The 23,572-nt window shown below is 72.1% G+C and carries 19 protein-coding genes and 1 tRNA gene; 8 read left to right on the forward strand and 12 right to left on the reverse strand.

All coding sequences use genetic code 11. From position 1 onward, the window contains the following. The first annotated feature begins 213 nt into the window (after nucleotides 1-213). A tRNA-Met gene (locus tag F6X51_RS20235) sits at nucleotides 214-290 on the forward strand. Between the two features lie 79 nt (nucleotides 291-369). Here F6X51_RS20235 and F6X51_RS20240 read toward each other — a convergent pair. Then, on the reverse strand, nucleotides 370-564 hold the full coding sequence (locus F6X51_RS20240) for a YqaE/Pmp3 family membrane protein (RefSeq protein WP_210250328.1): 195 nt from the start codon (nucleotides 562-564) through the stop codon (nucleotides 370-372). Between the two features lie 207 nt (nucleotides 565-771). Between F6X51_RS20240 and F6X51_RS20245 the strand changes: the two genes are divergently transcribed. Then, on the forward strand, nucleotides 772-1,770 hold the full coding sequence (locus F6X51_RS20245; protein ID WP_210250327.1) for a DUF2336 domain-containing protein: 999 nt from the start codon (nucleotides 772-774) through the stop codon (nucleotides 1,768-1,770). Nucleotides 1,771-1,802: 32 nt separating this feature from the next. Beyond that, the gene (locus F6X51_RS20250) at nucleotides 1,803-2,618 is read left to right on the forward strand and encodes a hypothetical protein (protein ID WP_150965487.1); all 816 of its coding nucleotides are present in this window, start codon (nucleotides 1,803-1,805) and stop codon (nucleotides 2,616-2,618) included. Between the two features lie 62 nt (nucleotides 2,619-2,680). Here the strand turns inward: F6X51_RS20250 and F6X51_RS20255 are convergent, their stop codons facing one another. From F6X51_RS20255 to F6X51_RS20275, 5 genes are all read right to left on the reverse strand, one after another. Further along, nucleotides 2,681-3,712 (reverse strand): DUF4167 domain-containing protein, encoded by a 1,032-nt coding sequence (locus F6X51_RS20255; RefSeq protein WP_150965488.1) that lies wholly within the window; start codon nucleotides 3,710-3,712, stop codon nucleotides 2,681-2,683. 426 nt (nucleotides 3,713-4,138) lie between these two features. After that, nucleotides 4,139-5,056 (reverse strand): peptide chain release factor N(5)-glutamine methyltransferase, encoded by a 918-nt coding sequence (gene prmC / locus F6X51_RS20260; RefSeq protein WP_150965489.1) that lies wholly within the window; start codon nucleotides 5,054-5,056, stop codon nucleotides 4,139-4,141. Nucleotides 5,057-5,067: 11 nt separating this feature from the next. Continuing rightward, a complete protein-coding gene (prfA, locus tag F6X51_RS20265) occupies nucleotides 5,068-6,153 on the reverse strand; it encodes a peptide chain release factor 1 (protein WP_150965490.1) in 1,086 nt (361 codons plus the stop codon). A 199-nt stretch (nucleotides 6,154-6,352) separates the two neighbouring features. Next, nucleotides 6,353-8,617: a phosphoenolpyruvate--protein phosphotransferase gene (ptsP, locus tag F6X51_RS20270; RefSeq protein WP_150965491.1), complete on the reverse strand. Its 2,265-nt coding sequence runs from the start codon at nucleotides 8,615-8,617 to the stop codon at nucleotides 6,353-6,355. A gap of 91 nt (nucleotides 8,618-8,708) precedes the next feature. Beyond that, complete coding sequence (locus F6X51_RS20275; protein WP_150965492.1) at nucleotides 8,709-9,944, reverse strand: aspartate kinase; 1,236 nt, start codon at nucleotides 9,942-9,944, stop codon at nucleotides 8,709-8,711. A gap of 226 nt (nucleotides 9,945-10,170) precedes the next feature. Here F6X51_RS20275 and ubiG point away from each other — a divergent pair, with 226 nt between their 5' ends. The 3 genes from ubiG (at nucleotide 10,171) to F6X51_RS20290 (ending at nucleotide 12,674) form a co-directional block, all read left to right on the forward strand. Then, nucleotides 10,171-10,917, forward strand: coding sequence for a bifunctional 2-polyprenyl-6-hydroxyphenol methylase/3-demethylubiquinol 3-O-methyltransferase UbiG (gene ubiG / locus F6X51_RS20280; RefSeq protein ID WP_150965493.1), 747 nt, complete (start codon nucleotides 10,171-10,173; stop codon nucleotides 10,915-10,917). Nucleotides 10,918-10,965: 48 nt separating this feature from the next. Further along, on the forward strand, nucleotides 10,966-11,538 hold the full coding sequence (locus tag F6X51_RS20285) for a YbhB/YbcL family Raf kinase inhibitor-like protein (protein WP_150965494.1): 573 nt from the start codon (nucleotides 10,966-10,968) through the stop codon (nucleotides 11,536-11,538). Between the two features lie 77 nt (nucleotides 11,539-11,615). After that, nucleotides 11,616-12,674: an NADPH:quinone oxidoreductase family protein gene (locus F6X51_RS20290; protein ID WP_150965495.1), complete on the forward strand. Its 1,059-nt coding sequence runs from the start codon at nucleotides 11,616-11,618 to the stop codon at nucleotides 12,672-12,674. A 71-nt stretch (nucleotides 12,675-12,745) separates the two neighbouring features. Here F6X51_RS20290 and F6X51_RS20295 read toward each other — a convergent pair whose 3' ends face one another. The 5 genes from F6X51_RS20295 to F6X51_RS20315 all read right to left on the reverse strand — a co-directional run bounded on the left by F6X51_RS20295 (nucleotide 12,746) and on the right by F6X51_RS20315 (nucleotide 16,667). After that, on the reverse strand, nucleotides 12,746-13,759 hold the full coding sequence (locus F6X51_RS20295) for an adenosine kinase (protein ID WP_150965496.1): 1,014 nt from the start codon (nucleotides 13,757-13,759) through the stop codon (nucleotides 12,746-12,748). 52 nt (nucleotides 13,760-13,811) lie between these two features. Beyond that, nucleotides 13,812-14,624 (reverse strand): class I SAM-dependent methyltransferase, encoded by an 813-nt coding sequence (locus F6X51_RS20300; protein WP_150965497.1) that lies wholly within the window; start codon nucleotides 14,622-14,624, stop codon nucleotides 13,812-13,814. Nucleotides 14,625-14,686: 62 nt separating this feature from the next. After that, entirely contained in the window at nucleotides 14,687-15,241 is a 555-nt protein-coding gene (locus tag F6X51_RS20305; protein ID WP_150965498.1) for a Uma2 family endonuclease, read from the reverse strand. A 62-nt stretch (nucleotides 15,242-15,303) separates the two neighbouring features. Next, the gene (locus F6X51_RS20310; RefSeq protein ID WP_150965499.1) at nucleotides 15,304-15,702 is read right to left on the reverse strand and encodes a hypothetical protein; all 399 of its coding nucleotides are present in this window, start codon (nucleotides 15,700-15,702) and stop codon (nucleotides 15,304-15,306) included. 89 nt (nucleotides 15,703-15,791) lie between these two features. Beyond that, nucleotides 15,792-16,667 (reverse strand): protein-methionine-sulfoxide reductase heme-binding subunit MsrQ, encoded by an 876-nt coding sequence (locus F6X51_RS20315; protein WP_150965500.1) that lies wholly within the window; start codon nucleotides 16,665-16,667, stop codon nucleotides 15,792-15,794. Between the two features lie 369 nt (nucleotides 16,668-17,036). Here F6X51_RS20315 and ligA point away from each other — a divergent pair, with 369 nt between their 5' ends. Together ligA and F6X51_RS20325 are read left to right on the forward strand one after the other, a co-directional pair. Beyond that, entirely contained in the window at nucleotides 17,037-19,517 is a 2,481-nt protein-coding gene (gene ligA / locus F6X51_RS20320; RefSeq protein ID WP_150965501.1) for an NAD-dependent DNA ligase LigA, read from the forward strand. Between the two features lie 84 nt (nucleotides 19,518-19,601). Beyond that, the gene (locus F6X51_RS20325) at nucleotides 19,602-20,522 is read left to right on the forward strand and encodes a 3'-5' exonuclease (RefSeq protein WP_150965502.1); all 921 of its coding nucleotides are present in this window, start codon (nucleotides 19,602-19,604) and stop codon (nucleotides 20,520-20,522) included. Between the two features lie 663 nt (nucleotides 20,523-21,185). On the opposite strand, the gene F6X51_RS20330 is transcribed toward F6X51_RS20325, so the two are convergent. Beyond that, complete coding sequence (locus F6X51_RS20330) at nucleotides 21,186-23,405, reverse strand: 3-hydroxyacyl-CoA dehydrogenase NAD-binding domain-containing protein (protein ID WP_407658654.1); 2,220 nt, start codon at nucleotides 23,403-23,405, stop codon at nucleotides 21,186-21,188. Nucleotides 23,406-23,572: the final 167 nt, after the last annotated feature.

Genomic DNA, 23,572 nt, shown 5'->3' on the forward strand with positions numbered 1-23,572 from the left:
CTGTGCCTCAAGGCACGGGAGAGTCGGTCGCCGCCAGACCTGCCCAGCGCACATCGCCGGACGCCCACACTCGCCAAAGGAGCGCCGGGCCATGAGGATTCCCTCGACACGATCCTGTCGGATCGACACGATCCGAAAAGGATCGGCCCGCCGCCCGGCTCGTGGCCTCCCGCCCGCGGGAGCCCGGCCGGTCGGCAGGCCGAGCGCCCTTGGCGCGGGGTGGAGCAGCCCGGTAGCTCGTCAGGCTCATAACCTGAAGGTCACAGGTTCAAATCCTGTCCCCGCAACCAAACACCCGAAGGCCCGCCACGCTCACGCGCGGCGGGCCTTCGGCGTTCGGGGCGGGGCGTCGTGGTGCCGGGAGCCGCCTCAGCGCGACCGCATGATGATCCAGATGGCGTGGATCATGCCGGGGACCCCTCCGAGCAGCGTCAGCAGGATGTTAAGCAGGAACTGAAGCCCGATCCCCTCCGTCACCAGCACCGCGACGGGCGGCAGGAAGATAGCGAGCAGAATGCGGACGATGTTCGACACGGAACCTCCGGGGGAGGGGGTTGCGACCATCAAACGAAGCGGAGCTGCTTCCGTTCCGGTCCGCCGGCCCGCCCCATCCGCGGCGACGCCGCGGAGTTCGTAAACCTCTTTCCGATAAGGTCCTTCGGTCGTCGTCCCCACGCGTTCGTGATGAAGATGTTTGCATCCCTCGCTCATGAGGTCGAACGCGCCATCGCGAACGGTGATCCGACGACGCGCGTCGAGATGCTCCGCCGAATGACCCGCCTGTTCACCGATCGCGCCGCGGCGCTCGACATCGAGCAGGTGCGAGCCTTCGACACCGTCATCCTGAAATTGTCGCAGAACGTCGAGACCTTCGCGCGCGCGGCGCTCGCGCGCTCCCTCGCGGGAATCACGCAGGGCCCCGAACACGTCCTGCACGACCTCGCGCTCGATCCCGATTCCTCCGTGGCGGCGCCCGTGCTGGCGCGGGGACAGCCGATCGCCGACGCGACCCTCGTGCGGGTCGCGCACCTGTGCGGACAGGATCACCTCTACGCCCTGTCCCGTCGCCGCCGCCTGAGCGAGCGCGTCACCGACGTGCTGGTGACGCGCGGAGACGGCGAGGTCGTGCGCTCCGTCGCCGGGAATACCGGCGCCCGCTTCTCCGAGGCCGGCTTCACCGCCCTGACGGCGCATGCGCGCCTCGACGCGGCGCTCGCCGAGATCCTGGAGATCCGCCGCGACATCCCGCCCGACCACATGGCGCAACTCCTGGCGATCGCGAAATCGCGCGCGGCCGAGCGCCTGATCGGCGAGTTCGCCCCCGACGCGGTCGACGCGGCCCTGACGACGGCGACCCGCGATCTCGCCGGCCCCGAAGCCCGGCGCGCGCGCACGGACGGGGCTGTCGTGTCCCGGAAGGCCGTCGCGGCTCAGGAAACCAGCGAGCAACAGATCGTTGCCTGGGTCGACGCGGGCAAGGTCTCCGACGCCCTCGTCGCCCTCGCCCGCGCGGCGGCGGTCCCGCCCGAGATGGTGTTTCGTGCCTACGAGGCGCAGGCCTATGATCCGTTGCTGTTCCTGATCCGCTCGGTCCGGTTCGGATGGGGAACCCTCAAGCACTTCATCCAGTCGAAACCCGGCAAGCCCCCGTTGCCCGAGGAGATGAACGGCGCGTTCGAGGCCTTCCAGGCGCTCTCGGTGACGACGGCACAACGGGTGGTCCGGTTCACCGCGACGCGCGATCACGCTCAGAGCACCGACGTCGCCTGACGCGCGCCGGCGCGGTGCCGAGGACGCATCCCGTGCTGCTCGAACTGGCCCTCTACCTGACCATGTCGGCCCCGCTCCGGCACCGCCTGCTCGGGCATGTCCGCGAGAGCGTTTCGCTGCTGGCCCGCTCGCGGCGCTGCCGCGCGGCCTGGGAGCCGCACAAGCGCCGGGCGCGCGCGGCGATCATCGCGGCCTTCGCCGACCTGCCGCGACGCCGGACCGCCATCGTGCTCGGCTCCGGGCTCCTCGACGATGTTCCCCTGCGGGAGCTCGCCGCCGCCTTCGATCGCGTCAGGCTCGTCGACACCGTCCATCCCTGGACGGCGCGACTTGAAACGCGGCGCTACCCTCAGGTCGACCACGTCACCGCGGATATCAGCGGCACGCGCCTCCTGCTGGGCGGCGGCGAGGACATGATCACGGATGCGGACCTGACCGGGATCTGCTCCGGACCCGACGTCGATTTCGTCGTATCGGCCAACCTCCTGTCGCAACTCCCGATCCTGCCCATCGACTGGTTCGAGGCGCGCGGGCGTCCCGTGCCGCTCCATCTCGGGCGGCGGATCGTCGAGACGCATCTCTGTGCACTCGCGCGTCTGCCCGCCCGGGTCTGCCTGATCACCGACACGCTCGAGCGCGAGGACGACCGTGCCGGGCGCGAGACGGACCGCCTCGACCTGATGCACGGCGCCGTGCTGCCGATCCCGGACGCGCTCTGGGATTGGGAACTCGCACCCTTCGGCGAAGCCGGGCGGGATCGCCGGATCCTGCATCGCGTCGCGGCTTTTCGCGATTGGGGCTCGGCCTTCCGGACCCTGACGCCCGGGGCGCCTGTCCCCTCGTCATGAAAAAAGCCGCCCTCGGTTTCGAGGGCGGCCGGTTCGATCGTGTTGTTCGCGGTTGATCCCGCCTACTCGGTGGGATCCACGGGCGTGCCGGCGGCGGGGGCGCCCTCGGCGCCTTCCGTGCCCTCGAAGCGCGGTCGACGGCGGCGGCGGGGCTTCGGCGCGGCGCGCGCGCTGTCGTCGTCCCCCGGTCCGGCCTCCTGCTGATGCGCGGAGCCGCCGTTGAGCGGCAGCTCGGCGGCGGGCTCGCTCGGGGCGGGCGCCCGCGTCGGCGTCATCAGAAAGGCCGGCAGCGCGCTCGGCTCCTCCGCGACGGGACGCGGCGAGGGCTCCTCGCGGCGGCGCTCGCGCCGGCTCGGAGCCTCGGAGCGCTGCGTCTCCTGCCGGGGGCCGTCCTGGCGTGCGCTCTCGTGCCGAGGGTTCTCCTGCCGAGGATTCTCCTGGCGGACCGGCTCCGGCCGCTGGTACTCGTTGCGCCCGCCCTCGAAGCGAGACTCGCCGCGGGGCTGGTCCTGGCGGCCGTAATCCTGGCGCGGCTGGTCCTGACGGGCATAATCCTGGCGCCCACCGTCCGGCCGCCCCTGGTCGGACCGTGCGCCGTCGAAGCGGCTGCCGTTGTTGTCGAAGCGCTGGTTGCGGTCGTTGCGGCTCTGGAAGCGGTCGCGCCGCTCGGGACGCTCGCGGTTCTGCGGGCGGTTGTCGCCGTTGCCGTCGTTGCGGCTCTCGTAGGGCTGCGGCTGCTGGCCCGGGTCGCCGTAATCGTCGGCGTAGCCGTTGTAGCCCTGGCCGTTCGGGCCGCTCTGGCCCTCGTCGTCGCCCTCGTCGAGGTCGTCCTCGTAGCCCTGGCGGGCGTAGCCCGCGCCGGCCTGCTGGCGGTTCTGTTCCTGCGCACCCGAGATGATGCGGAAATAGTGTTCGCCGTGCTGGAAGTAATTCTCGGCCGCGACCGGATCGCCGGAAGCCTGCGCGTCGCGCGCGAGCTGGGCGTATTTGTCAGCGATGTGCTGGGCAGTGCCGCGAATTTTGACGTCGGGGCCGTTGGATTCGTAGGAGCGCGTCAGCGGATTGGGACCCTTGGGCCGGTTGCGGCCGCGCATCCGTCTATTCTGGTTTGGTCTCATCGGTCTCGATTGACCCTCGCTCGTGCAAAAGGCGCGTCTGGTGTTGCGACTGTTCCCTCAACGGCATCGGTCCGGGGCTCGGCCGATGAGCGGAGCCGGATGTCCGGCCGCCCACAGTCGATGGTCCGTGATCCGTGTGCCGTTCCGGCCGTCCCGTCCAATCGGGGCCTACGCTTGCGTCCAGGACGCCATTCGATTGTCAGGTTCGAATTTCACCAAGCTGCATCGCGATCTCGAAAAACGCGTCGGCTCGGTGGTGAGGAGATCGGCGAACTCGGCGGAATGGGTCGTCGCCGACCTTACCGCTATCCGTCTTAACGGACCGTTCGCGATCTGCAAACCAACCCTAGTCGCTTGGACCCGGCGCAACAAGCTTTTTTTCAGTCCGGACCGGGATTTGACCTAACTTCGTGGCCCAATTTCGGCGCGCTTGCCGCGGTGAAACACCACCACGCGGTCATGGCCCGCCAGATCACGGCGGATCGCCACGGGATCGAGACCGCGTTCGCGTCCGAGTGCCGCGACGGACGCCGCCTGATCGAACCCGATCTCGACGGCCAAAGTCGCATCCGCATGCAGGAAATGGGGATCCGCCGTGACCCCCGCAAGGATCCGCCGGTAGGCGTCGAGACCGTCCGCGCCGCCGTCGAGGGCGAGCGCCGGGTCGTGGCCGCGCACCTCGCCGGAGAGCGTCGGGATCACCCCGCGCGGGATGTAGGGCGGGTTCGAGACGATCAGGTCGAAGGGCCCCTCAAGGCTCGCGCACCAATCCCCGTTGAGGAAACCGGCCCGGGACCCGACGCCGTTCAGGCGGGCGTTGCCGCGAGCGGTCGCCAGGGCGCCGAAGGACCGGTCGAGCCCGAGCCCGAAGGCCCGCGGCAGCTCGGTCAGGAGGGCGACGAGGATGCATCCGGAGCCCGTCCCGAGATCGAGGATGCGCAGCGGGCGGCCGCAATCCCCGATCGCGGCGAGCGCCGCCTCCACCAGGGTCTCGGTGTCGGGGCGCGGGACCAGCGTCTCGGGGGAGAGGCGGAAGGGCAGGCCCCAGAATTCCCACTCGCCGAGGATGCGGGCGACGGGCTCGCCGGCGGCGCGCCGCCGCATCGCCTCGGCGAGGCGCTCGGCGCCCGCCGGGCCGATCGGCGCGTCGCCGCGCAGGGCGAGATCGAGGGCCGTCAGGCCGAGGACGTGCAGCGCGAGGAACCGCGCGTCGCCCGGCCCCGCCGCGACCGGCGCCCGCGCGATCGCGGCCTCGACCGCGCGGATCGCCTGCCGCAGCGACAGGTCGGGCGCGAGGTTCGAGGCGGTCCCGCTCGGCATGCGCGCCGGCCCTAGCCCATCCCCTCGGCCGCCAAGAGCTCGGCCTGATGCTCGGTCACGAGGGCGTCGACCAATTCGTCGAGGGCGGTCCCGGCCAGCACCTCCTCCAGCTTGTAGAGGGTGAGGTTGATGCGGTGGTCCGTCACCCGTGCCTGTGGGAAGTTGTAGGTCCGGATGCGCTCGGAGCGGTCGCCCGAGCCGACCTGCGCCTTGCGATCCGCGGCGCGGGCGGAATCCTTGGCCGTGCGCTCGGCGTCGAAGAGCTTGGCGCGCAACAGCGACATGGCGCGCGCCCGGTTCTTGTGCTGGGAGCGCTCCTCCTGGACGAAGACCACGATGCCGCTCGGCATGTGGGTGATGCGGATCGCCGATTCGGTCTTGTTCACGTGCTGGCCGCCGGCGCCCTGGGCCCGCATCGTATCGATCTTCAGGTCGGCATCGTTGATCACGATGTCGACCTCCTCCGCCTCGGGCAGCACCGCCACGGTGGCGGCCGAGGTGTGGATGCGCCCCTGCGTCTCGGTGTCGGGCACCCGCTGCACCCGGTGCGCGCCGCTCTCGAACTTCAGGCGGGCGAAGACGCCGCGGCCCTTCACCTCGGCCACCACCTCGCGATAGCCCCCGACCGTGCCCTCGCTCTCCGAGATCACCTCGACCTTCCAGCCCTTCGATTCCGCGTACTTCGCGTACATGCGGAACAGGTCGCCGGCGAACAGGGCGGCCTCGTCGCCGCCGGTGCCGGCGCGGACCTCGAGGATCGCGCTCTTCTCGTCGGCCGCGTCCTTCGGCAGCAGCATGAGCTGGAGCGCGCGGTGGGCCGCCTCGAGGGCCGCCTCGGCCTCGGGCTTCTCGTCGGCGGCGAGCGCCCGCATCTCGGAATCGCTGCCCGGCTCGTCGATGAGGGCCTGCACGTCGGCGAGGTTCGCGGCGGCCTGCCGGTAGGCGTGGATCGCCGCCACCACCGGATCGAGCTCCGCCAGCTCGCGCGAGAGCTGCACGAAGGTGTCGGAATCCGCCGAGCCGGCGCTGAGCGTCGCGGTCGCGATGTCGTGGCGCACCAGGATGGCGTCGAGGCGATCGGGAGGAAGTGGGGTCATCGCCCGGGTGATACTCTGACTCGCGGACGGTGTCGTCGGGGCCTGCCGTCAGGCCGCGCCGGCCCTCTGCCCGCTGGTGGTGGAAATTCGACGCTACCTAGCCCGGGAGTGGGGCCGCCGCAACGACGGGCGCCGGCTGCGCACCGGGAAGGACCGCGACCCTTGCGTCCCGGCGCCGGGGCGCGGTGTCCGAGACCGCCTAGATCGGCACGCCGTGGGCCTTGGCGAAGGCCAGGAGGGCCGGGCGCAGGGAGGCCCCGCCGCTCGCACGCGCCATCTCGGCGTCGATGACCGCCTTCACAGCCGCCGCGTCGACGCTCAGCACCATCGCCTTCACGGGCCCGATCGCGGCGGGCGACATGGAAAGGTCGCGGAAGCCCATGCCGATCAGGGCCATGGCCTCCAGGGGCCGGCCCCCGATCTCGCCGCAGACGGTCACCGGGCAGCCGGCCGCGCTCGCGTGCTCCGCGATCACCCGGAAGGCGCGGATCGCCGGGGCGCTCAGGGGGTCGAAGCGGTCGGCGACGCGGCGGTTCTCGCGGTCGACGGCGAAGAGGAACTGCATCAGGTCGTTGGAGCCCACCGACAGGAAGTCGGCGGCCTCGGCGATCTCGTCGATCTGGAACAGGAGGGAGGGCACCTCGATCATCGCCCCGAGCCGGCAATCGCTCGGCAGCGGGTGGCCGTGGCGGCGCAGATGCGCCTTCTCCCGGTCGACGATGGCCTTGGCCCGGACGAACTCGTCGACGGTCGCCACCATCGGGAACATGATCTTGAGGGGGCGTCCGCTCGCGGCCTTCAGGAGCGCGCGGAGCTGCACCCGCAGGAGGGCCGGGCGGTCGAGGCCGATGCGGATCGCCCGCCAGCCGAGCGCCGGGTTCTCCTCCTCGAGCTTCGGCATGTAGGGCAGGATCTTGTCGCCCCCGATATCGAGGGTGCGGATCGTCACCGGCTTGTCGCCGGTCGCGGCGAACACGGCCTCGTACAGGCTCTGCTGCTCGGCCGCCGAGGGCATGCGCTCGGCCACCATGAATTGCAGCTCGGTGCGGAACAGCCCGATGCCCTCCGCCCCCGTCTCCGGCAGGTGGCCGAGATCGACGAGCAGGCCGGCATTGAGGTGGAGGCCGATGCGCACGCCGTCCTTGGTCACGGCCGGCACGTCGCGCAGCGCCCGGTACTGCTCCTGCCGGCGGGCGCGCAGGCGCACCATCTCGGCATAGGCCGCCTCGATCTCGGGGCCGGGCCGCACCTGGATCTCGCCCGCGACGCCGTCGACGATGATGGCGTCGCCGGCGTCGCACAGGGCGGTCGCGTTCGCGACCTCGCCGACCGCCGGGATGCCGAGCGCCCGCGCCACGATGGCGATGTGGCTCGTCGGCCCGCCTTCCTCCAGGACGACGCCGCGCAGGCTGGTGCGGTCGTAATCGAGGAGCGCCGCCGGGCCCATCGAGCGGGCGACCAGGATCGCGTTCTCCGGCATGGTGCTGCCGCGGCCCGACGCCTCCGGGCCGATGAGCTGGCGCAGCAGGCGGTTGGCGAGATCGTCGAGGTCGTGCAGCCGGTCGCGCAGGTAAGGGTCGCTCTGGCGCAGCATGCGGGCGCGGTTGTCCGACTGCACCCGCTCGACCGCGGCTTCGGCGGTGAGGCCCGAGACGACGGCCTCGCGCATCCGGCGCAGCCAGCCCTTGTCGTGCGCGAACATGCGCACCGTCTCCAGCACCTCGCGGGATTCCCCCGTGCCGATGGAATCGCCGCGCTCCACGAGGTCGTCGATCGCCGAGCGGACCTCCTGGATCGCCTCCTCCAGGCGCTCGACCTCGCGCTCGACGTTCTCGGCGATGAGCGTCTTCACGACGATGCGCGGCTCGTGGAGGACGACGTGGCCGAGCCCGATCCCCTCCGCGAGGGCGACGCCGCGCTGGCTCACAGCCCGGCGCGCGGCCGAGCCGGCGCCCGGGGCCAGGCCCTGCAGTTCGCCCGAGGCGATCATCTCCGACAGCACCATGGCGGTGGTCTGGAGCGCCTCGATCTCCTCCTCGGAATAGACCCGGTAGGTCTTGTTCTGGACGACGAGCACGCCGAGCGTATTGCCGGCGCGCAGCAGCGGCACGCCCAGGAAGGCGTGGTAGGCCTCCTCGCCCGTCTCCGGACGGTAGGAGAAGGCCGGGTGCGACTGGGCGTCGGAGAGGGAGAGCGGCTCGGCCGTCTGCGCGATCAGGCCGACGAGGCCCTCGTCCGCGCGCATCCGGGTCAGGTGCACCGCCTCGCGGTTCAGGCCCTCGGTGGCGAACAGCTCAAGGGTGGTGTCGTCGCGCAGCACGTAGACCGAGCAGACCTCGGCGATGACGTTGGCCGCGATGAGGACGACGATGCGGTCCAGGCGTGCCTGTGGGCTGACCGACTCCGCCATCGCTTCGCGGAGGCGGCGCAGCAGCAGGCGCGGGCCTCCGGGCGCAGCGGGCATCGTCTCGTCAATCCAACCTTCGGCGACCCGTGCAACCTTGGCGCCAAACCGATCAGCAAGGCAACGCGTCGGTCGCCCCGGCGCGGGAGGCTCAAGCCTGATCGAGGCCGTATAGCGAGTGGAGCGTGCGAACGGCAAGCTCCGTATAGGCCGCATCGATCAGGACCGAGAATTTGATCTCGGAGGTGGTGATCGCCCGGATGTTGATTCCCTTCTGGGCGAGGGCCCGGAACGCCTTGGCGGCGACGCCCGCGTGGCTGCGCATGCCGACGCCGATCGCCGAGACCTTCACCACCTCGGTGGCGCCCTCGATCTGGCCGTAGCCGATCGTCTCGCGCTGCTGGTCGAGGATGGTGCGGGTGCGCTCGTAATCGGCCTCCGGCACCGTGAAGGTCATGTCCGTGGTCGACTGGTCCCCGGACACGGTCTGGATGATCATGTCGACGTTGATGTTGGCGTCCGCGAGCGGCCCGAAGATCGCGGCGGCGACGCCGGGGCTGTCCTTCACCGAGCGGAGCGTGATCTGCGCCTCGTCCTTGGCGAAGGCGATGCCGGTGATGATCTGCTGTTCCACGATGTCGTCCTCGTCGCAGATGAGGGTGCCGGGACGGGCGGCGTCCGGCGGATCGAAGCTCGAGCGCACGGTGGTCGGCACCCGGTGCACCATGGCGAGTTCCACGGAGCGGACCTGCAGCACCTTGGCGCCGAGGGAGGCCATCTCCAGCATTTCCTCGAAGGTCACGCGCTCCATGCGCTTGGCCTTCGGCACGATGCGGGGATCGGTGGTGTAGACCCCGTCGACATCGGTGTAGATGTCGCAGCGCTCGGCCCCGATGGCGGCCGCGACCGCCACCGCGCTGGTATCGGAGCCGCCGCGCCCGAGCGTCGTGATCCGCCCGGTCTCGGGGTGCAGGCCCTGGAAGCCGGAGATCACCGCGACCTCGCCGCGCTCGAACCCCCGGTCGAGGCGGGTGCTGTCGATGCCGGCGATGCGGGCCGAGCCGTGCGCGGCGGAGGTCTCGATCGGGACCTGCCAGCCCTGCCAGGAGCGGGCCTTGATGCCGTCCTTCTGCAGGGCGATGGCCAGGAGGCCGGAGGTGACCTGCTCGCCCGACGCCACCACGGCGTCGTACTCGGCCTCGTCGTAGAGGCCGTTGGCGTCCTTCACCCAGCCGACGAGCTCGTTCGTCTTGCCCGACATCGCCGAGACCACGACGGCGACGTCGTAGCCGGCCGCGACCTCGCGGGCGACGTGGCGCGCCACGTTGCGGATGCGGTCGACGTTGGCGACGGAGGTGCCGCCGAATTTCATCACCAAACGGGGCATGTCGCGTCCGCGTCGATTGCCGTCGAACCTGATCGGGAGCACCGCAGACGAGGCGGGGCTCGCGCGGCCCGGACCGCAGGATGCGGCTGTACCGGGCCGGGCTTCGGCGGGTACAAGGGGTGCCTCAGCGTGTCAATCGCAGAGCTGCCCGTCCGGGAGGTCCGGCACGGCTGCGCCCCCGGCGGCTTCGCGCCGGCGCGACATCCTTCGGAGTCCGGCAGAATCGATGAGCCCACAGACAGCCTCCTCCATCGACCGCGACGAGGTCGCCCGCTTCGACAGCCTCGCGGCGACGTGGTGGGACGAGCGCGGACCCATGCGGGTGCTGCATCGCTTCAACCCGGTGCGCCTCGCCTATATCCGCGACGCGGCCTGCCGGCATTTCGGCCGCGACCCGAGCGCGCCCTTCGCGCTCGAGGGCCTGCGCATCGTCGATGTGGGCTGCGGCGGCGGCGTGCTCTCCGAGCCGCTGGCGCGCCTCGGCGCCGAGGTCACCGGCCTCGACCCGGCCCCGGCCAACATCCGGGTCGCCCGGGCCCATGCCGAGACGGAGGGCGTGCGCGTCGATTACCGGGCCGAGACGATCGAGGCGGTCGTCGATGCCGGCGAGCGCTTCGACATCGTCCTCGCCATGGAGGTGGTCGAGCACGTGACCGACATGCCGGCCTTCCTGCGCCGGGTTGCCGAGGGCGTGCGGCCCGGCGGGCTGATGTTTGCCGCGACCATCAACCGGACCTTGCGCTCCTTCGCGCTCGCCATCGTCGGGGCCGAGTACGTCCTCGGCTGGCTGCCGAAGGGAACCCACGATTGGGAGAAGTTCGTCACGCCGGCCGAGCTGACCCGCGCCGTCGAGGCCGGCGGCCTCACGGTCACCGACACGACCGGCGTCGCCTACAACCCGCTCGGGGATTCCTGGCGCCTCAGCCGCGACACCGCGGTCAACTACATGATCGCGGCCGAGCGCCCGGCCTGAACCGGCGGCGACCTCCTGTCGTTGACCGGTTCACGACAGGAGACAACGATGCTCGAGAAGCTGCCCCACGCGGTCGGCGAGGCCCTGTCCGGCCTCAAGGCCGGCCTCGAGAAGACCGCCTTCCACGCCGCCTTCGCGGACGCCCCCGCGACCCTGCGCGTCACGAGCGAGGCCTTCGCGGACGGGGCGGCGATGCCGGCCCGCTTCACGGAGGACGGCGCCAAGGTCTCGCCGCCGCTCGCCTGGAGCGGGATCCCGACGGAGGCCCGCAGCGTCGCGATCCTCGCCGAGGACGCCGACAGCCCGACGCCGAAACCCCTGGTGCACCTCATCGTCTTCAACCTCGCGGGCCAGGACGGCAGCCTCGCGGAGGGAGCGCTGGCGAGCCCGGACGGTCCGGGGGCGCATCACGCTCTCGGCAAGAACAGCTTCCTGAAGGACCAGTACCTGCCCCCGGACCCGCCGACCGGGCACGGCCCGCACCGCTACGTGTTCCAGGTCTACGCCCTCGACGGCACCCTCGACCTCGCGGCCTCGCCGGGACGCGGCGCGCTCCTCGGGGCGATGGCCGGCCGCGTCCTCGCCAAGGGCCAGATCACCGGCACCTACGCCCGGACCTGACGCGCGATTTGCCCCCGAGCCTTGCGGCGACGCGGTTTTCGGTGTGCAAGCGCGGCCGAGATCAGTGGAGGCGCACCATGAAGGCATTGCTCTGCACCCGGCTCGGCGGGCCCGAGGACCTGTCGATCGAGACGCTGCCCGACCCCGTCCCGGGGCCCGGCCAGGCGCTGGTCCGGGTCCGTGCGGCGGCGCTGAACTTCTTCGACACGCTGATCATCGCGGGCCGGTATCAGGTCAAGCCCGAGCTGCCGTTCTCGCCCGGCGGCGAGGCCTGCGGGGTGGTGGAGGCGCTGGGTTCGGGTGGACGGAACCCGGAGGATCCGGGGCGGACGTCATATGACGTTGAACGAAGTTCATATGACGATGGGCGCCGAGACCTTGATTTGTTCCAGGGGATTTCGGTCGGCGACCGGGTGATCGTCCACGAGACGTTCGGCACCTGCCGGGAGCGGGTCGTGGTCGATCTGGCCCGGTTGACCCCCGTACCGGAGGTTGTGAGCGACGAGCAGGCGGCCGGCCTGACCATCACCTACGGCACCTCGCTACACGCCCTGCGCGACCGCGCCCGCCTGCAGCCCGGCGAGACGCTGGCGGTGCTGGGCGCCTCCGGCGGGGTCGGCCTCGCGGCGGTCGAGCTCGGCAAGGTCATGGGGGCCCGGGTCATCGCCTGCGCCTCCTCGGAGGAGAAGCTCGCCATCGCCCGCCAGCACGGGGCCGACGAGACCCTCGTGTACAGCCCCGACACCCTGAAGGATGCCCTGCGCGGCCTCACCGGCGGGCGCGGGGTCGACGTCGTCTACGACGCGGTCGGGGGCGCCTACGCCGAGCCGGCGCTCCGGGCGCTCGCCTGGAAGGGCCGCTTCCTCGTCGTCGGCTTCGCGGCCGGCGACATCCCGCGCATCCCCCTCAATCTCGTGCTCCTCAGGGGGCTCGACGTCCAGGGCGTGCACTGGGGCGTCTTCGTCGAGCGGGAGCCCGAGGCCCACCGGGCCAACCAGCGCCAGCTCCTCGCCTGGGTCGCCGAGGGGCGCCTCAGCGCCAAGGTCCACGGCGTCTACCCGATGACGGACTACGCCGCAGCGCTCGGGATCCTCAAGCGCCGCGAGGCGGTCGGCAAGGTCCTGCTCCGCCCCTGAGTCGGCCCGCCCCTGAGTCGGCCCGCCCCTGAGTCGGTCCGCTCCTGGGGCGGCCCGCTTGCGGGACGGCCTCAGAGCAGGCCGCGCGCCTTGGCGAGCGCCACGAGGTCGCCCTGCGGCCGGGCCCCGATATGCTGGATCACCTCGGCGGCCGCGAGGGCGCCGAGGCGGGCGGCGGTGACGTAGTCGAGCCCGCGCGCGTGGCCCGCCAGGAAGCCCGCCGCGAACAGGTCGCCCGCGCCCGTGGTATCGACGACCTCGCGCACGGGCGAGGCCTCGACGGCGCGGATCTCGCCGCCCTTCACCACCACGGAGCCGGCCTCCGAGCGGGTGACGAGGCCGAGCAGGTGCTTGCCGTGGTTGTCGCGCTCGTCGCGCAGGGCCTTCACGGCGGCCTCCGGGTCGTCGGTCTCGTAGAGGCTCTGCAACTCGCCGATATTGGCGAACAGGATGTCGATGCTGCCGTCGCGGATCAGGCCCAGGAACTCCTCCCGGTAGCGGCCGACGCAGAACGCGTCCGACAGGGTCAGCGCCACGGCGTGCCCGGCCTTGTGGGCGATGGCGACGGCCTTGCGGAAGGCGTCCTTCGCCGCCGGCGGATCCCAGAGGTAGCCCTCGAGGTAGGTGACGCGGGCACGCGCCACCACGGCCTCGTCCACGTCGGCGGGCGAGAGGCCCTGGCAGGCGCCGAGATACGTGTTCATCGTGCGCTCGCCGTCCGGCGTCACGAGCACGAAGCAGCGGGCGGTCGCGGGCCCCTCGCCGGCGGGCGCCACGCCGAACTGCACGCCGGTCGCCTTGAGGTCGTGCGCGAACAGGTGCCCCAGCTCGTCGTCGCGGACCTTGCCGATGAAGCCGGTCCGTGCGCCGAGCGTCGCGGCGCCCACCGCGGTGTTGGCGCCCGAGCCCCCCGAGATGATCGTCGCCGGCCCCATCGCGCCGAACAGGTCCTCGGCCCGCGCCTCGTCGATGAGCTGCATCGCGCCCTTCGGCACGCCCTGCGCCGCCAGGAAGGCCTCGTCCGTGCGGGCGATGACGTCCACGATGGCGTTGCCGAGGACGAGAAGATCGAGGGGGGCGGTCATGCGGGCGTCCTGTTTGCGTGGGCGTCGAAGCGCGGGGCGCTCTCGCACCGGTTCAGGCAAGGGTCAAGCCGGCGGGGTCCGCCGCCTCGGAATCCGCGCGGCCCCACCACAGGGTCCAGCGGTCCCGCTCGGTCAGCGGACCCTCGCCGGAGAGCCGGGTGCCGATGAACCCGATCAGGTCCTCGAGCTCCGCGTCCGAGAGCGCGTGCAGGATCGAGCGCCCGGTCCGTCCCCGCAGGTCGGCCGCGAGGGCGGCGAACCCGGCATGGACCTGGCGCGTCTCCCAGGCGCTGCGGCTCCGGACGCCGCCGAAGCCCGCCGCCCTGAGGCCCGCGACCACCGTCTCCGCCCGCGGCCGCCGCGCCCCCTCGATCGCCAGGAGCCGCGGGCAGCGCTCGAAGAAGTAGCCCCGGAGGTGGTCGGGCGCGCCGGGCAGCGCCACGTCCTCGGGGGTGCGGTTCTGCAGGATGACGAGCCCGTGCGGGCGCAGGAGCCGGCGGGCTTCCCGGAAGCAGGCGTCGCGGTCGCCGAGGTGGTGGATCAGCGCCCGGGAGAAGACCACGTCGACGCTCGCGCCCGGAAGGCCGGTGGCCCCGGCATCGCCCTCGACGAAGCGGATGCCGGAGAACCCGCGATGGCGCTCCCGCGCCGCCCCGAGCATCTGCGCCGAGAAATCCACGCCCACCACCGTGGCGGCCCCGAGGCGCTTCCATTCCGCAGCGTAGAGGCCGCCCCCGCAGCCGATATCGGCGACGTCGAGACCGTCCGGGTCGATGAGGGTTCGGATCGTCTCCGCCCAGTCCGGCGAGACGTCGCGGCTGGCGTAGCTGGTGCGGTTGCGCTCGGCGTGGAAGTCGATGGGCATGCCCGTCTCCTACCGCGCCCGGGCGGTCCGGGCCACGCGCGGGCGGCCCCTGCGCCGCCGCGTCAGGTCTCGGGGAAGAGATCGGCGACCGCCACGCGCAAGCCCGGTGGGGTCAGGTCGACCCAGCCCTCCGAGGCGATGCGGGTCTCGATGATGTCGCCGGTTCCGCGGCGGTGATGGATGAGCCGACGCTTGCCCGGGTCGATCATCAGGTAATGCTGGATGCTCGGCAGCCTAAAATAGTCCGCGAGCTTCTGGCCGGCATCGATGCCCCGGGTTCCCGGGGACATCACCTCGACGACGATGATCGGGGTCGCGGCGCAGACGGCGTCGTCGTCGAGCGGTTCGCCGCACTGAACCAGGGCGTCCGGTTCGTAGGCCGTCACGTCGTCGACGCGGACGGTCATGCCGTCCGGGAGCATCTCACAGCGAAGGTCCGCTGCCGCAAGACCGGCCTGGAGGGCGGTCTGCACCCGGAACTTCGCCCGCGCGTGGCGGGCCCGCTGCGGCGACATCGAAACGACCTCGCCATCGAGCAATTCGTGCCGACCCGGCCTGCCGGCCGCCCAGGCCAGGAACTCGTCGACCGTCAGCCGTGTCTTCGGTTGCAGGCTCATGAGGCGGGACGCTAGCACGGATCCGGAAGCCCACGAAGGCGGCACCGGGACAAAAATCCCCGCTATTGCAGGGTCTTCAGCTCGCACTGCGCGTAGTCTCCGCTGCCCTTCACGTAGGCGTTGAGCTTCTGCAGATAGGCCTCGGCGAGGGGGCGGAAGGCCTGGAGCTGCAGATTGTAGGCCTGGATCGCATCGTTGTAGCTGTAGGCCTCCCAGCCCGGGCAGCCGTCCTTGGTGCCGAGGCAGGCGGGCTTCTCCGGGAGCGGCGGCTTCCTCGGCTTGGCTTCGGGCGGGGGCGGCTCCGGGCGGGTGCAGGCGGCCTGAGCCGCGGCATTCCCCGGCGCGGCCGGTGCCGGCTGGGCGGCCGGGGCGGCTTGAGGGGCCGGCTTCGCAGGGGCTGCCTGAGCCGTGGCGGCTCCGAGCGCGAGGCCGAGCCCCAGCGCGACGCATGTCGGACGCATCGATCGTTTCCCTCGAGCCGCGCGGGCTCCCGCCGCGCTTGTGCCGGCTCGGCGGGGCCGGAGCAAGGCGGCGCTGACGCGCTGGGTCCTCACTCGGCGGGGGCGACGCGGGGGGCCGACGCGGGGCGGCGGGGCGCCGGGCCCTTGCCGCGGGCGAGGTTCACGAGGGGAAGCAGCAGGCCGACCCCCAGCACCCACCAGGCGGGGCGGATCACGTAGGAGAAGTCGAGATTGGCGCCCAGCACCGCGCTGGCCGGGACGCCGCTCTTGAGGCCGTACCACGCCGCCTCCAGGAGCGCGGTGGCGAGGCCGGTGCCGATGGCGAGGCCGAGGAGGGGCAGGGGCGTCGCCCCGGCGCCCCGGCGCTGCAGCAGGCGCCAGCCCATCAGCAGCAGGAACAGGCCGGTCCAGAACACCGGGTCCGAGACGTCGATCTTCGATTGCAGGAAGTAGTGCAGCAGCCCGAGCGCCGCGATGGCGTAGACGAGGCGGTGCAGGCGGTTCCAGCCCTGGCCGAGGCGGCGGATCATGGCGTCCGTCGAGGTGGCCCCGAGGGCGATCAGGCCGAGGAGCGCCACGAAGCCGATCGTCAGGTAGATGCGCAGGGCGATCTCGGAGACGACCTTCGTCAGCACGAAGTTCTGGTCCACCACGTAGAGCCCGAGATGGATCACCGCGTAGGCGAGGGCCGTCAGGCCGAGCATCCGGCGCAGGTTGATCAGCTTCGGCCAGTTCGCGACCCGCCGCAGCGGGGTGACCGCGAGGGACAGGAGCAGGAAGCGGATGCACCACTCGCCGGTGCCGTGCAGGAGCGCGGTGATCGGCTTGGCGCCGAGGGCGTCGAGGGCGTAGGCGCCCGCGAGGTAGAACCCGGGCGCCAGGGCGGCCAGGAAGGTCGCGAGCTTGAGGAGCGACAGGCGGCCGGCGCGGTCGAGCCAGGGAAGCGGCAGCGTCTGTGGGATCATGGGCAGGTCAAGCGTCTCGGAGAAGTTGTGCAACCGCAGGATGGAGTGTCCACCGATCCTGCGGTGCGAAGCCGCCCGCACGATGGCGCCGTCCCCCCGCATTTCGTCGCGGGGACACCCCGGTTACAGGCTGCTTCCCGGCCGCGACCGCGGGTCCGTTCCGGCCGTCTCGAACGATGGAACAAATCATGAGCGGACCCCCGCCTAAGGGCCCTCCGGACCCCCCGAATTCGGAAGAAATCAAGAACGATCCGGATGTGGGTTTCTTCCATCGGCATGTGGGTTTCTTCCATCGCTCCGTCGCCTCCCGGCGCTCCCTGAGCTAGGTTCGCGGCCCCTCACCCCCAGCACGGATGCAACTCCAGATCCATGGCGGCGAAATCGCAATCGGTCCCCGCGGCGGCCCGGGCCACGTCCGAGACGGCCGGCGATGGCAGGACGGCCGCGGAGGCGCGGGCCCGGCACGAGGCCCTCTCGGTCGAGATCGCCGAGGCCGACGAGGCCTATCACGGGCAGGACGCGCCGATCATGACGGACGCCGCGTACGACGCCCTCCGGCGCGCGCTGGAGGCGATCGAGATCCGCTTCCCAGACCTCGCCGGGACGGGGGCGGCGAGCGCCTCGGTCGGGGCCAAGCCCTCCGACAGCTTCGGCAAGGTCCGGCACGCTCTGCCGATGCTGTCGCTCGGCAACGCCTTCGCGGAGGCCGAGGTCGAGGAGTTCGTGGCCCGGGTCCGGCGCTTCCTGAACTGGCCCGAGGCGGAGCCCCTGGGATTCACCGCGGAGCCGAAGATCGACGGGCTGTCCCTGTCGCTGCGCTACGAGGACGGGCGCCTCGTCACCGCGGCGACCCGGGGCGACGGCGAGGTCGGCGAGAACGTGACCCCGAACGCCCGCACGGTGACGGACATCCCCGAGAGCCTGACCGGCCAGGACGTGCCGGAGGTCTGCGAGGTCCGCGGCGAGGTCTATCTCGGCCACGCCGACTTCGCGGCGATCAATGCCCGGCAGGAAGCGGCCGGCAAGCCGCTCTTCGCCAACCCGCGCAACGCCGCCGCCGGCTCCCTGCGCCAGCTAGATCCCGCCATCACGGCCTCGCGCCCGCTGCGCTTCTTCGCCTATGCCTGGGGCGAGGTGAGCCCGCCCTTCGCGGGCAGCCAGTACGGGGTCATGGAGCGGTTCCGGGCCTGGGGCCTCCCGGTCAACCCGCGCACCGTCCTGTGCGCCGACGCCGCTGCGATGATCGCGCATTACCGCGGGATCGAGGCGGAGCGGCCGAGCCTCGGCTACGACATCGACGGCGTGGTCTACAAGGTCGACGACCTCGCGCTGCAGCGCCGCCTCGGCTTCGTCTCGCGGGCGCCGCGCTGGGCCCTGGCTCACAAGTTCGCGGCCCAGAAGGCCTTCACGGTGGTGGAGGGGATCACGATCAATGTCGGGCGCACCGGCTCCCTCAACCCGCTGGCCAAGCTCCGGCCCGTGACGGTGGGGGGCGTCGTGGTATCGAACGCCACGCTCCACAACGAGGGCTACGTCCAGGGCGTCGGCGGCGACGGCGAGCCGATCCGCGAGGGCCGCGACATCCGGGTCGGCGACACCGTGGTGGTGCAGCGGGCCGGCGACGTCATCCCCAAGGTGATGGACGTCGTCCTCGACAAGCGCCCGGCGGAGGCGCAGCCCTTCCGCTTCCCCGAGCATTGCCCGGCCTGCGGCAGCAGGGCCGTGCGCGCGATGAACCCGCGCACCGGCAAGCTCGACGCGGTGCGCCGCTGCACCGGCGGGCTGATCTGCCCGGCGCAGGGCATCGAGCGCCTGAAGCACTTCGTCTCGCGCAACGCCTTCGACCTCGAGGGCTTCGGCGAGACCTATATCGAGGTGCTGTTCGAGGCGGGCCTCGTGCACCAGCCGGCCGACCTGTTCCGCCTCGACTTCGACACCCTCAAGGCCGCGATCGTGGCCCGGCGCGAGGCGCTCTCGGCCGAGCGGCGGGCCGCCGGCGAGCCGCCCCCCAGGAAGCCGAAGAAGAAGGGCGACGACGAGGACAGGGCGATCAAGAACCTGCTCGCCGCCGTCGCGGCGCGGCGCAGCCTGCCCCTGAACCGCTTCCTGTTCGCCCTCGGCATCCCGCAGATCGGCGAATCGACCGCCAAGGCCCTGGCCAAGCGCGTCCCCGACATGGCGGCCCTGATGGCGGCGGTGGCCGCCGCCGCCGCCGCGCAGGCGGGGCCGGACTTCATCGCGCTCTCGGGCGTGCCGCGCATCGGCCCGACCACCCGCGACCGGCTGCTGGAGGCGGCCACCCTCCCGCCGGAGGCGCCGGCGGAAGGGGAAGCCGGGGACCCCGCGCAGGCGCGTCCGCGCATGCGCATGACCGCGAGCCAGCGCGACAGCCTCACGGCCCATTACGGAAGCCTGGAGGCGGCGGAGGCCGCGCTCGCCCGCGCCGCCGCGCAGCGCCCGGGCGAGGCCTACCACCACCTCGCCGACGACGGCGAGATCGGCCCGGTGGCGGCCGATTCGCTGATCCGGTTCTTCTCCGAGCCGCACAACGACGCCGCGGTGCGGGCGCTCCTCGCCGAGGTGACGGTGGAGCCGATGCAGGCCGCCGCCTCCGCCGCCGCCTTCGCGGGCAAGACCCTGGTCTTCACCGGCTCCCTCGAGCGCATGACCCGCAACGAGGCCAAGGCCACCGCCGAGCGCCTCGGCGCCAAGGTCTCGGGCTCGGTCTCGGCCAAAACCGACCTCGTGGTGGCGGGCCCCGGCGCCGGCTCGAAGCTGAAGGACGCCGAGACGCACGGGGTCCGGGTGATCTCCGAGGCGGAGTGGGTGGCGCTGGTCGCGGGCGCCTGAGAGGCGCCGGCGCTGCGGCGCATCACCCCGCGCGGGCAAAATCCCGTTGCGCCGCGACTCCCCGAGCCCCTATCGTCCCGGGCGATGACCATCCTGGCGATCGATTTCGAGACGGCGAACGAGCGGCGCGACTCGGCCTGCGCGGTCGGGCTCGCCTGGATCGCGGAGGGCGGGGTGGTGCGGCGGGAATCCCGCCTGATCCGGCCGCCGGAGCTGCGCTTCGCGCCCGGCAACATCCGGGTCCACGGCATCGTGCCGGCCGACGTGCGGGGTCAGCCGGACTTCCCGGCCGTGATGGCAGAGTTCCTGCCGGACCTGACGCGCGGCCTGATCCTCGCCCACAACGCGCCCTTCGACCTGGGCGTGCTGCGCGCCGGCCTGTCCGCCTACGGCCTGCCGGTGCCGGCCTTCTCGTATCTCTGCACGCTCCAGATCGCCCGGCAGGTCTTCCCCGACCCCGCCGGCTGCGGCCTCGGCAAGGTGGCGGCCCGGCTCGGCATCCGCTTCGCGCACCACGACGCGGGCGAGGACGCCTATGCGTGCGCCGAGATCGCGCTCGCGGCGATGCGCCGGACCGGGGCGGCGGACGTCGCCGGGCTGACCCGGGTGCTGCCCCTGCAGGTCACCACCCTGCCACCCGGGCCCGCCCTGCCGCGATACCGCCCCGCGGGGGCCGGCTCGCTGGCCGCCCGGGCGCTCTCCGCCGCCCGACGGGACGCCGCGCCCGAGGCCGAGCGCCTCCGCTTCGCCGTCCGAGGCAGCACCGGCAACCGCTACGAGGTCGCCCTCGAGGAGCGGCCCCTCGGGCTCTATCTCCGCTGCTCCTGCCCCGCCGGCCGCAACCGCCGCCGCTGCCGCCACGTCGACGCGATGGTGGACGGCGACGTCACAGACCTCATCTCCCGCAACTTCGCCGACGTCGAGCGCCTGCGCCAGCTCATCGCGGGCGCCCCGGCCGGCCACCGGATCGAGCCCGAGCGGGTGCGGCGGGTCCAGGCCGCCTGATCGGCGCAGCCTCGGACGAGCGCGGGTGGCATGCCGCGACCCCCTTGGTGTTGAGGTGAGGGACGCGCCTTGTCCGGAAAGGTCGCACCCCTCACCCGGTCGGCTGGCGCCGACTCGACCTCTCCCGGACGGGAGAGGTGGGGTGCGCCGCTCCGGGAGGACGGGTTCGTGGGCGCGGTTGGCACGCCGCGCTCCCTCTCCCGTGCGGGAGAGGGTTGGGGTGAGGGATGCGACGCATCCGGACACGTCGCACCCCTCACCCGGTCGGCTGGCGCCGACTCGACCTCCCCCGGACGGGAGAGGTGGGGCGGGCCGCCGCTCCGGGAGGATGCATCGGTGGGCGCGGGTGGCACGCCGCGCTCCCTCTCCCGTGCGGGAGAGGGTTGGGGTGAGGGATGCGCCTTGTCCGGAAAGGTCGCACCCCTCACCCGGTCGGCTGACGCCGACTCGACCTCTCCCGGACGGGAGAGGTGGGGTGCGCCGCTCCGGGAGGACGGGTTGGTGGGCGCGGTTGGCACGCCGCGCCCCCTCGTCCGGGCGGGAGAGGTTTGCCCGCGCAGCGAGCCGGGGTGAGGGGTGCGACCTCTCAGGACGACGCGCATCCCTCACCCGATGCGCTCCGCGCACTCGACCTCTCCCGTGCGAGAGAGGGTCTCTTCGGCCTCAGGTCGCCTGCTGGGCCGCGGTGCCGTAGAAGGTGGCGCCGGTCTCGGCCATGCGGGCGAGGTTGTCCGGCACGGCGAAGCGGGGGCCGTGCCTGGCCTCCAGGGAGCGGGCGAGGTCGGCGAAGGTCTTGGCCCCCATGAAGTCGATGTAGGAGAGGGCGCCCCCCGTGAAGGGGGCGAAGCCGAAGCCGAGGATCGAGCCGACATCCGCCTCGCGGGGATCGGTGACGACGCCCTCGCCGACGGTGCGGGCGGCCTCCAGCGCCTGCACCACGAGGAGGCGGTGCTTCAGCTCCTGAATGTCCACCGAATCCGGGTCGAGATGCGCCAGCTGCAGGTCCCTGAGGCCGGGCCAGAGGCGCTTCGGGGCGCCCTCCGGGTAATCGTAGAAGCCCTTCTTGTTCTTGCGGCCGAGGCGGCCCTGGTTCTCGACGATCTCGACGAGGAGCTGCTTCTGGGCCGGGTCGACCGCGTCGGGGCCGAGCTGCGCCTCGGTGGCCCGGACGATCTTGAGGCCGAGATCGAGGGCGACCTCGTCGTTGAGGGAGAGGGGACCGACCGGCATGCCGGCCAAGCGGCCCGCCGCCTCGATCATCGCCGGGGGCACGCCCTCGAGCAGCATCTTGTGGCCCTCGAGCAGGTAGGCCGTGACGCAGCGGTTGGCGAAGAAGCCGCGGGAATCGTTGACGACGATCGGGGTCTTCCGGATGGCCCGGACGTAGTCGAGGGCCGTCGCGACGGCGCGCGCGCCCGTGGCCTCGCCCTTGATGATCTCGACGAGGAGCATCTTCTCGACGGGGGAGAAGAAGTGGATGCCGACGAACTGGTCGGGCCGCCGCGAGGTCCGGGCCAGCCCCGAGATCGGCAGGGTCGAGGTGTTCGACGCGAAGATCACCTCCGGGCCGATCACGGCCTCGACCTTGGCGATCACCTCGGCCTTCACCGCCGGGTCCTCGAACACGGCCTCGATCACGAGGTCGCAGCCCGCGAGGTCGGCGTAGTCGGCGCTGGTGCGGATGCGCCCGAGCAGGGCGTCCCGGTCGGCGGTCTTCGCCCGGCCCTTGCTGATCTGGTTCGTCATCAGCTTGTGGGCGTAGGCCTTGCCTTTCTCGGCGGCCTCCAGGCTCTGGTCGACCAGCACGACCTCCATCCCGGCCTGGGCCGAGACGTAGGCGACGCCCGCGCCCATGAAGCCGGCGCCGACGACGCCGAGGGTCCGCACGCGGGTGGCCGGCACGTCCTTCGGCCGGCGCGCGCCCTTGTTCAGCTCGCCCATCGAGATGAACAGGGTGCGGATCATCGCCGCCGCCTCGGTCGATCGCAGGATCTTGGCGAAGTATCGGCTCTCGACGCGCAGGGCGAGATCCATCGGCAGCTGCAGGCCCTCGTAGACGGAGGCCAGGATCGCCTTGGCGGCCGGATAATTGTCGTGCGTCTCCCGGCGGTAGATCGCGTTGGCGGGGGGCCAGATCATCATGCCGGCGGGCGAGTAGACCTTGCCGGAGGGCGCCTTGAACTTCGGCACGTCCCAGGGGGCCACGGCCGAGCCGCCGGCCTTGATCCAGGCCCTGGCTTTCTCGACGATCTCGTCCTTGGGGGCGACCTGGTGGGCGAGGCCCATGTTCCGGGCCATCAGCGCGCGGATCTGCTCGCCCTTGAACAGCATCTGCAGGGCATCGCCCGTCTGCATCAGGCGCGCCACCCGCTGGGTGCCGCCGGCGCCGGGGAAGAGCCCGACCTTGATCTCGGGCAGGCCGACGCGGGTCTTGTCGTCGTCGGCCAGCACCCGGTGGTGGCAGGCCAGCGCCAGCTCGAAGGCGCCCCCGAGGCAGATGCCGGCAATCGCTGCCGCGAAGGGCTTCCCGCAGGTCTCGAGCCTCCGGTAGAGCAGGGTGAGGCGGCGCGATTCCTCGAAGAAGTGGCGCATGGCCGCCTCCTCGCCGGTCTCGGCCCGGAGCTCCTCGTAGGCGCGGCCGAGGCCCTGCAGCATGGTCAGGTCGGCGCCGCCCGAGAAGTTGTCCTTGCCGGAGGTGATGACGCAGCCCTTGATCGCCGCATCGCCCGCCACCGCGTCGATGATGCGGCCGAGCTCGTCCATCACCTCGGGGGTGATCACGTTCATCGAGCGGCCGGGCATGTCCCAGGTCGCCAGCGCGATGCCGTCGGGGTCGGTCTCGAAGCGGAAGTTCTGCAGGGTGTCCAGGGATGTGTCGGGCATGGTCGTCTCCTCCGCAATCTCTTCTATCCGGTGGCGCCGACGCGGCTCTCGGCACGGTCCGTGCCGGTCGGATCGTGCCGGTGCGCGTGTCGTGGGTTCAGGGCTTGCCGGGTCCAGCGCGTGTGACGGGTTCGACGGGGAGGCGGCCCCCTCCCGGCCGGCTCGGG

Origin of the sequence: Methylobacterium planeticum (assembly GCF_008806345.1) — a bacterium.
Lineage (GTDB): Bacteria > Pseudomonadota > Alphaproteobacteria > Rhizobiales > Beijerinckiaceae > Methylobacterium > Methylobacterium planeticum.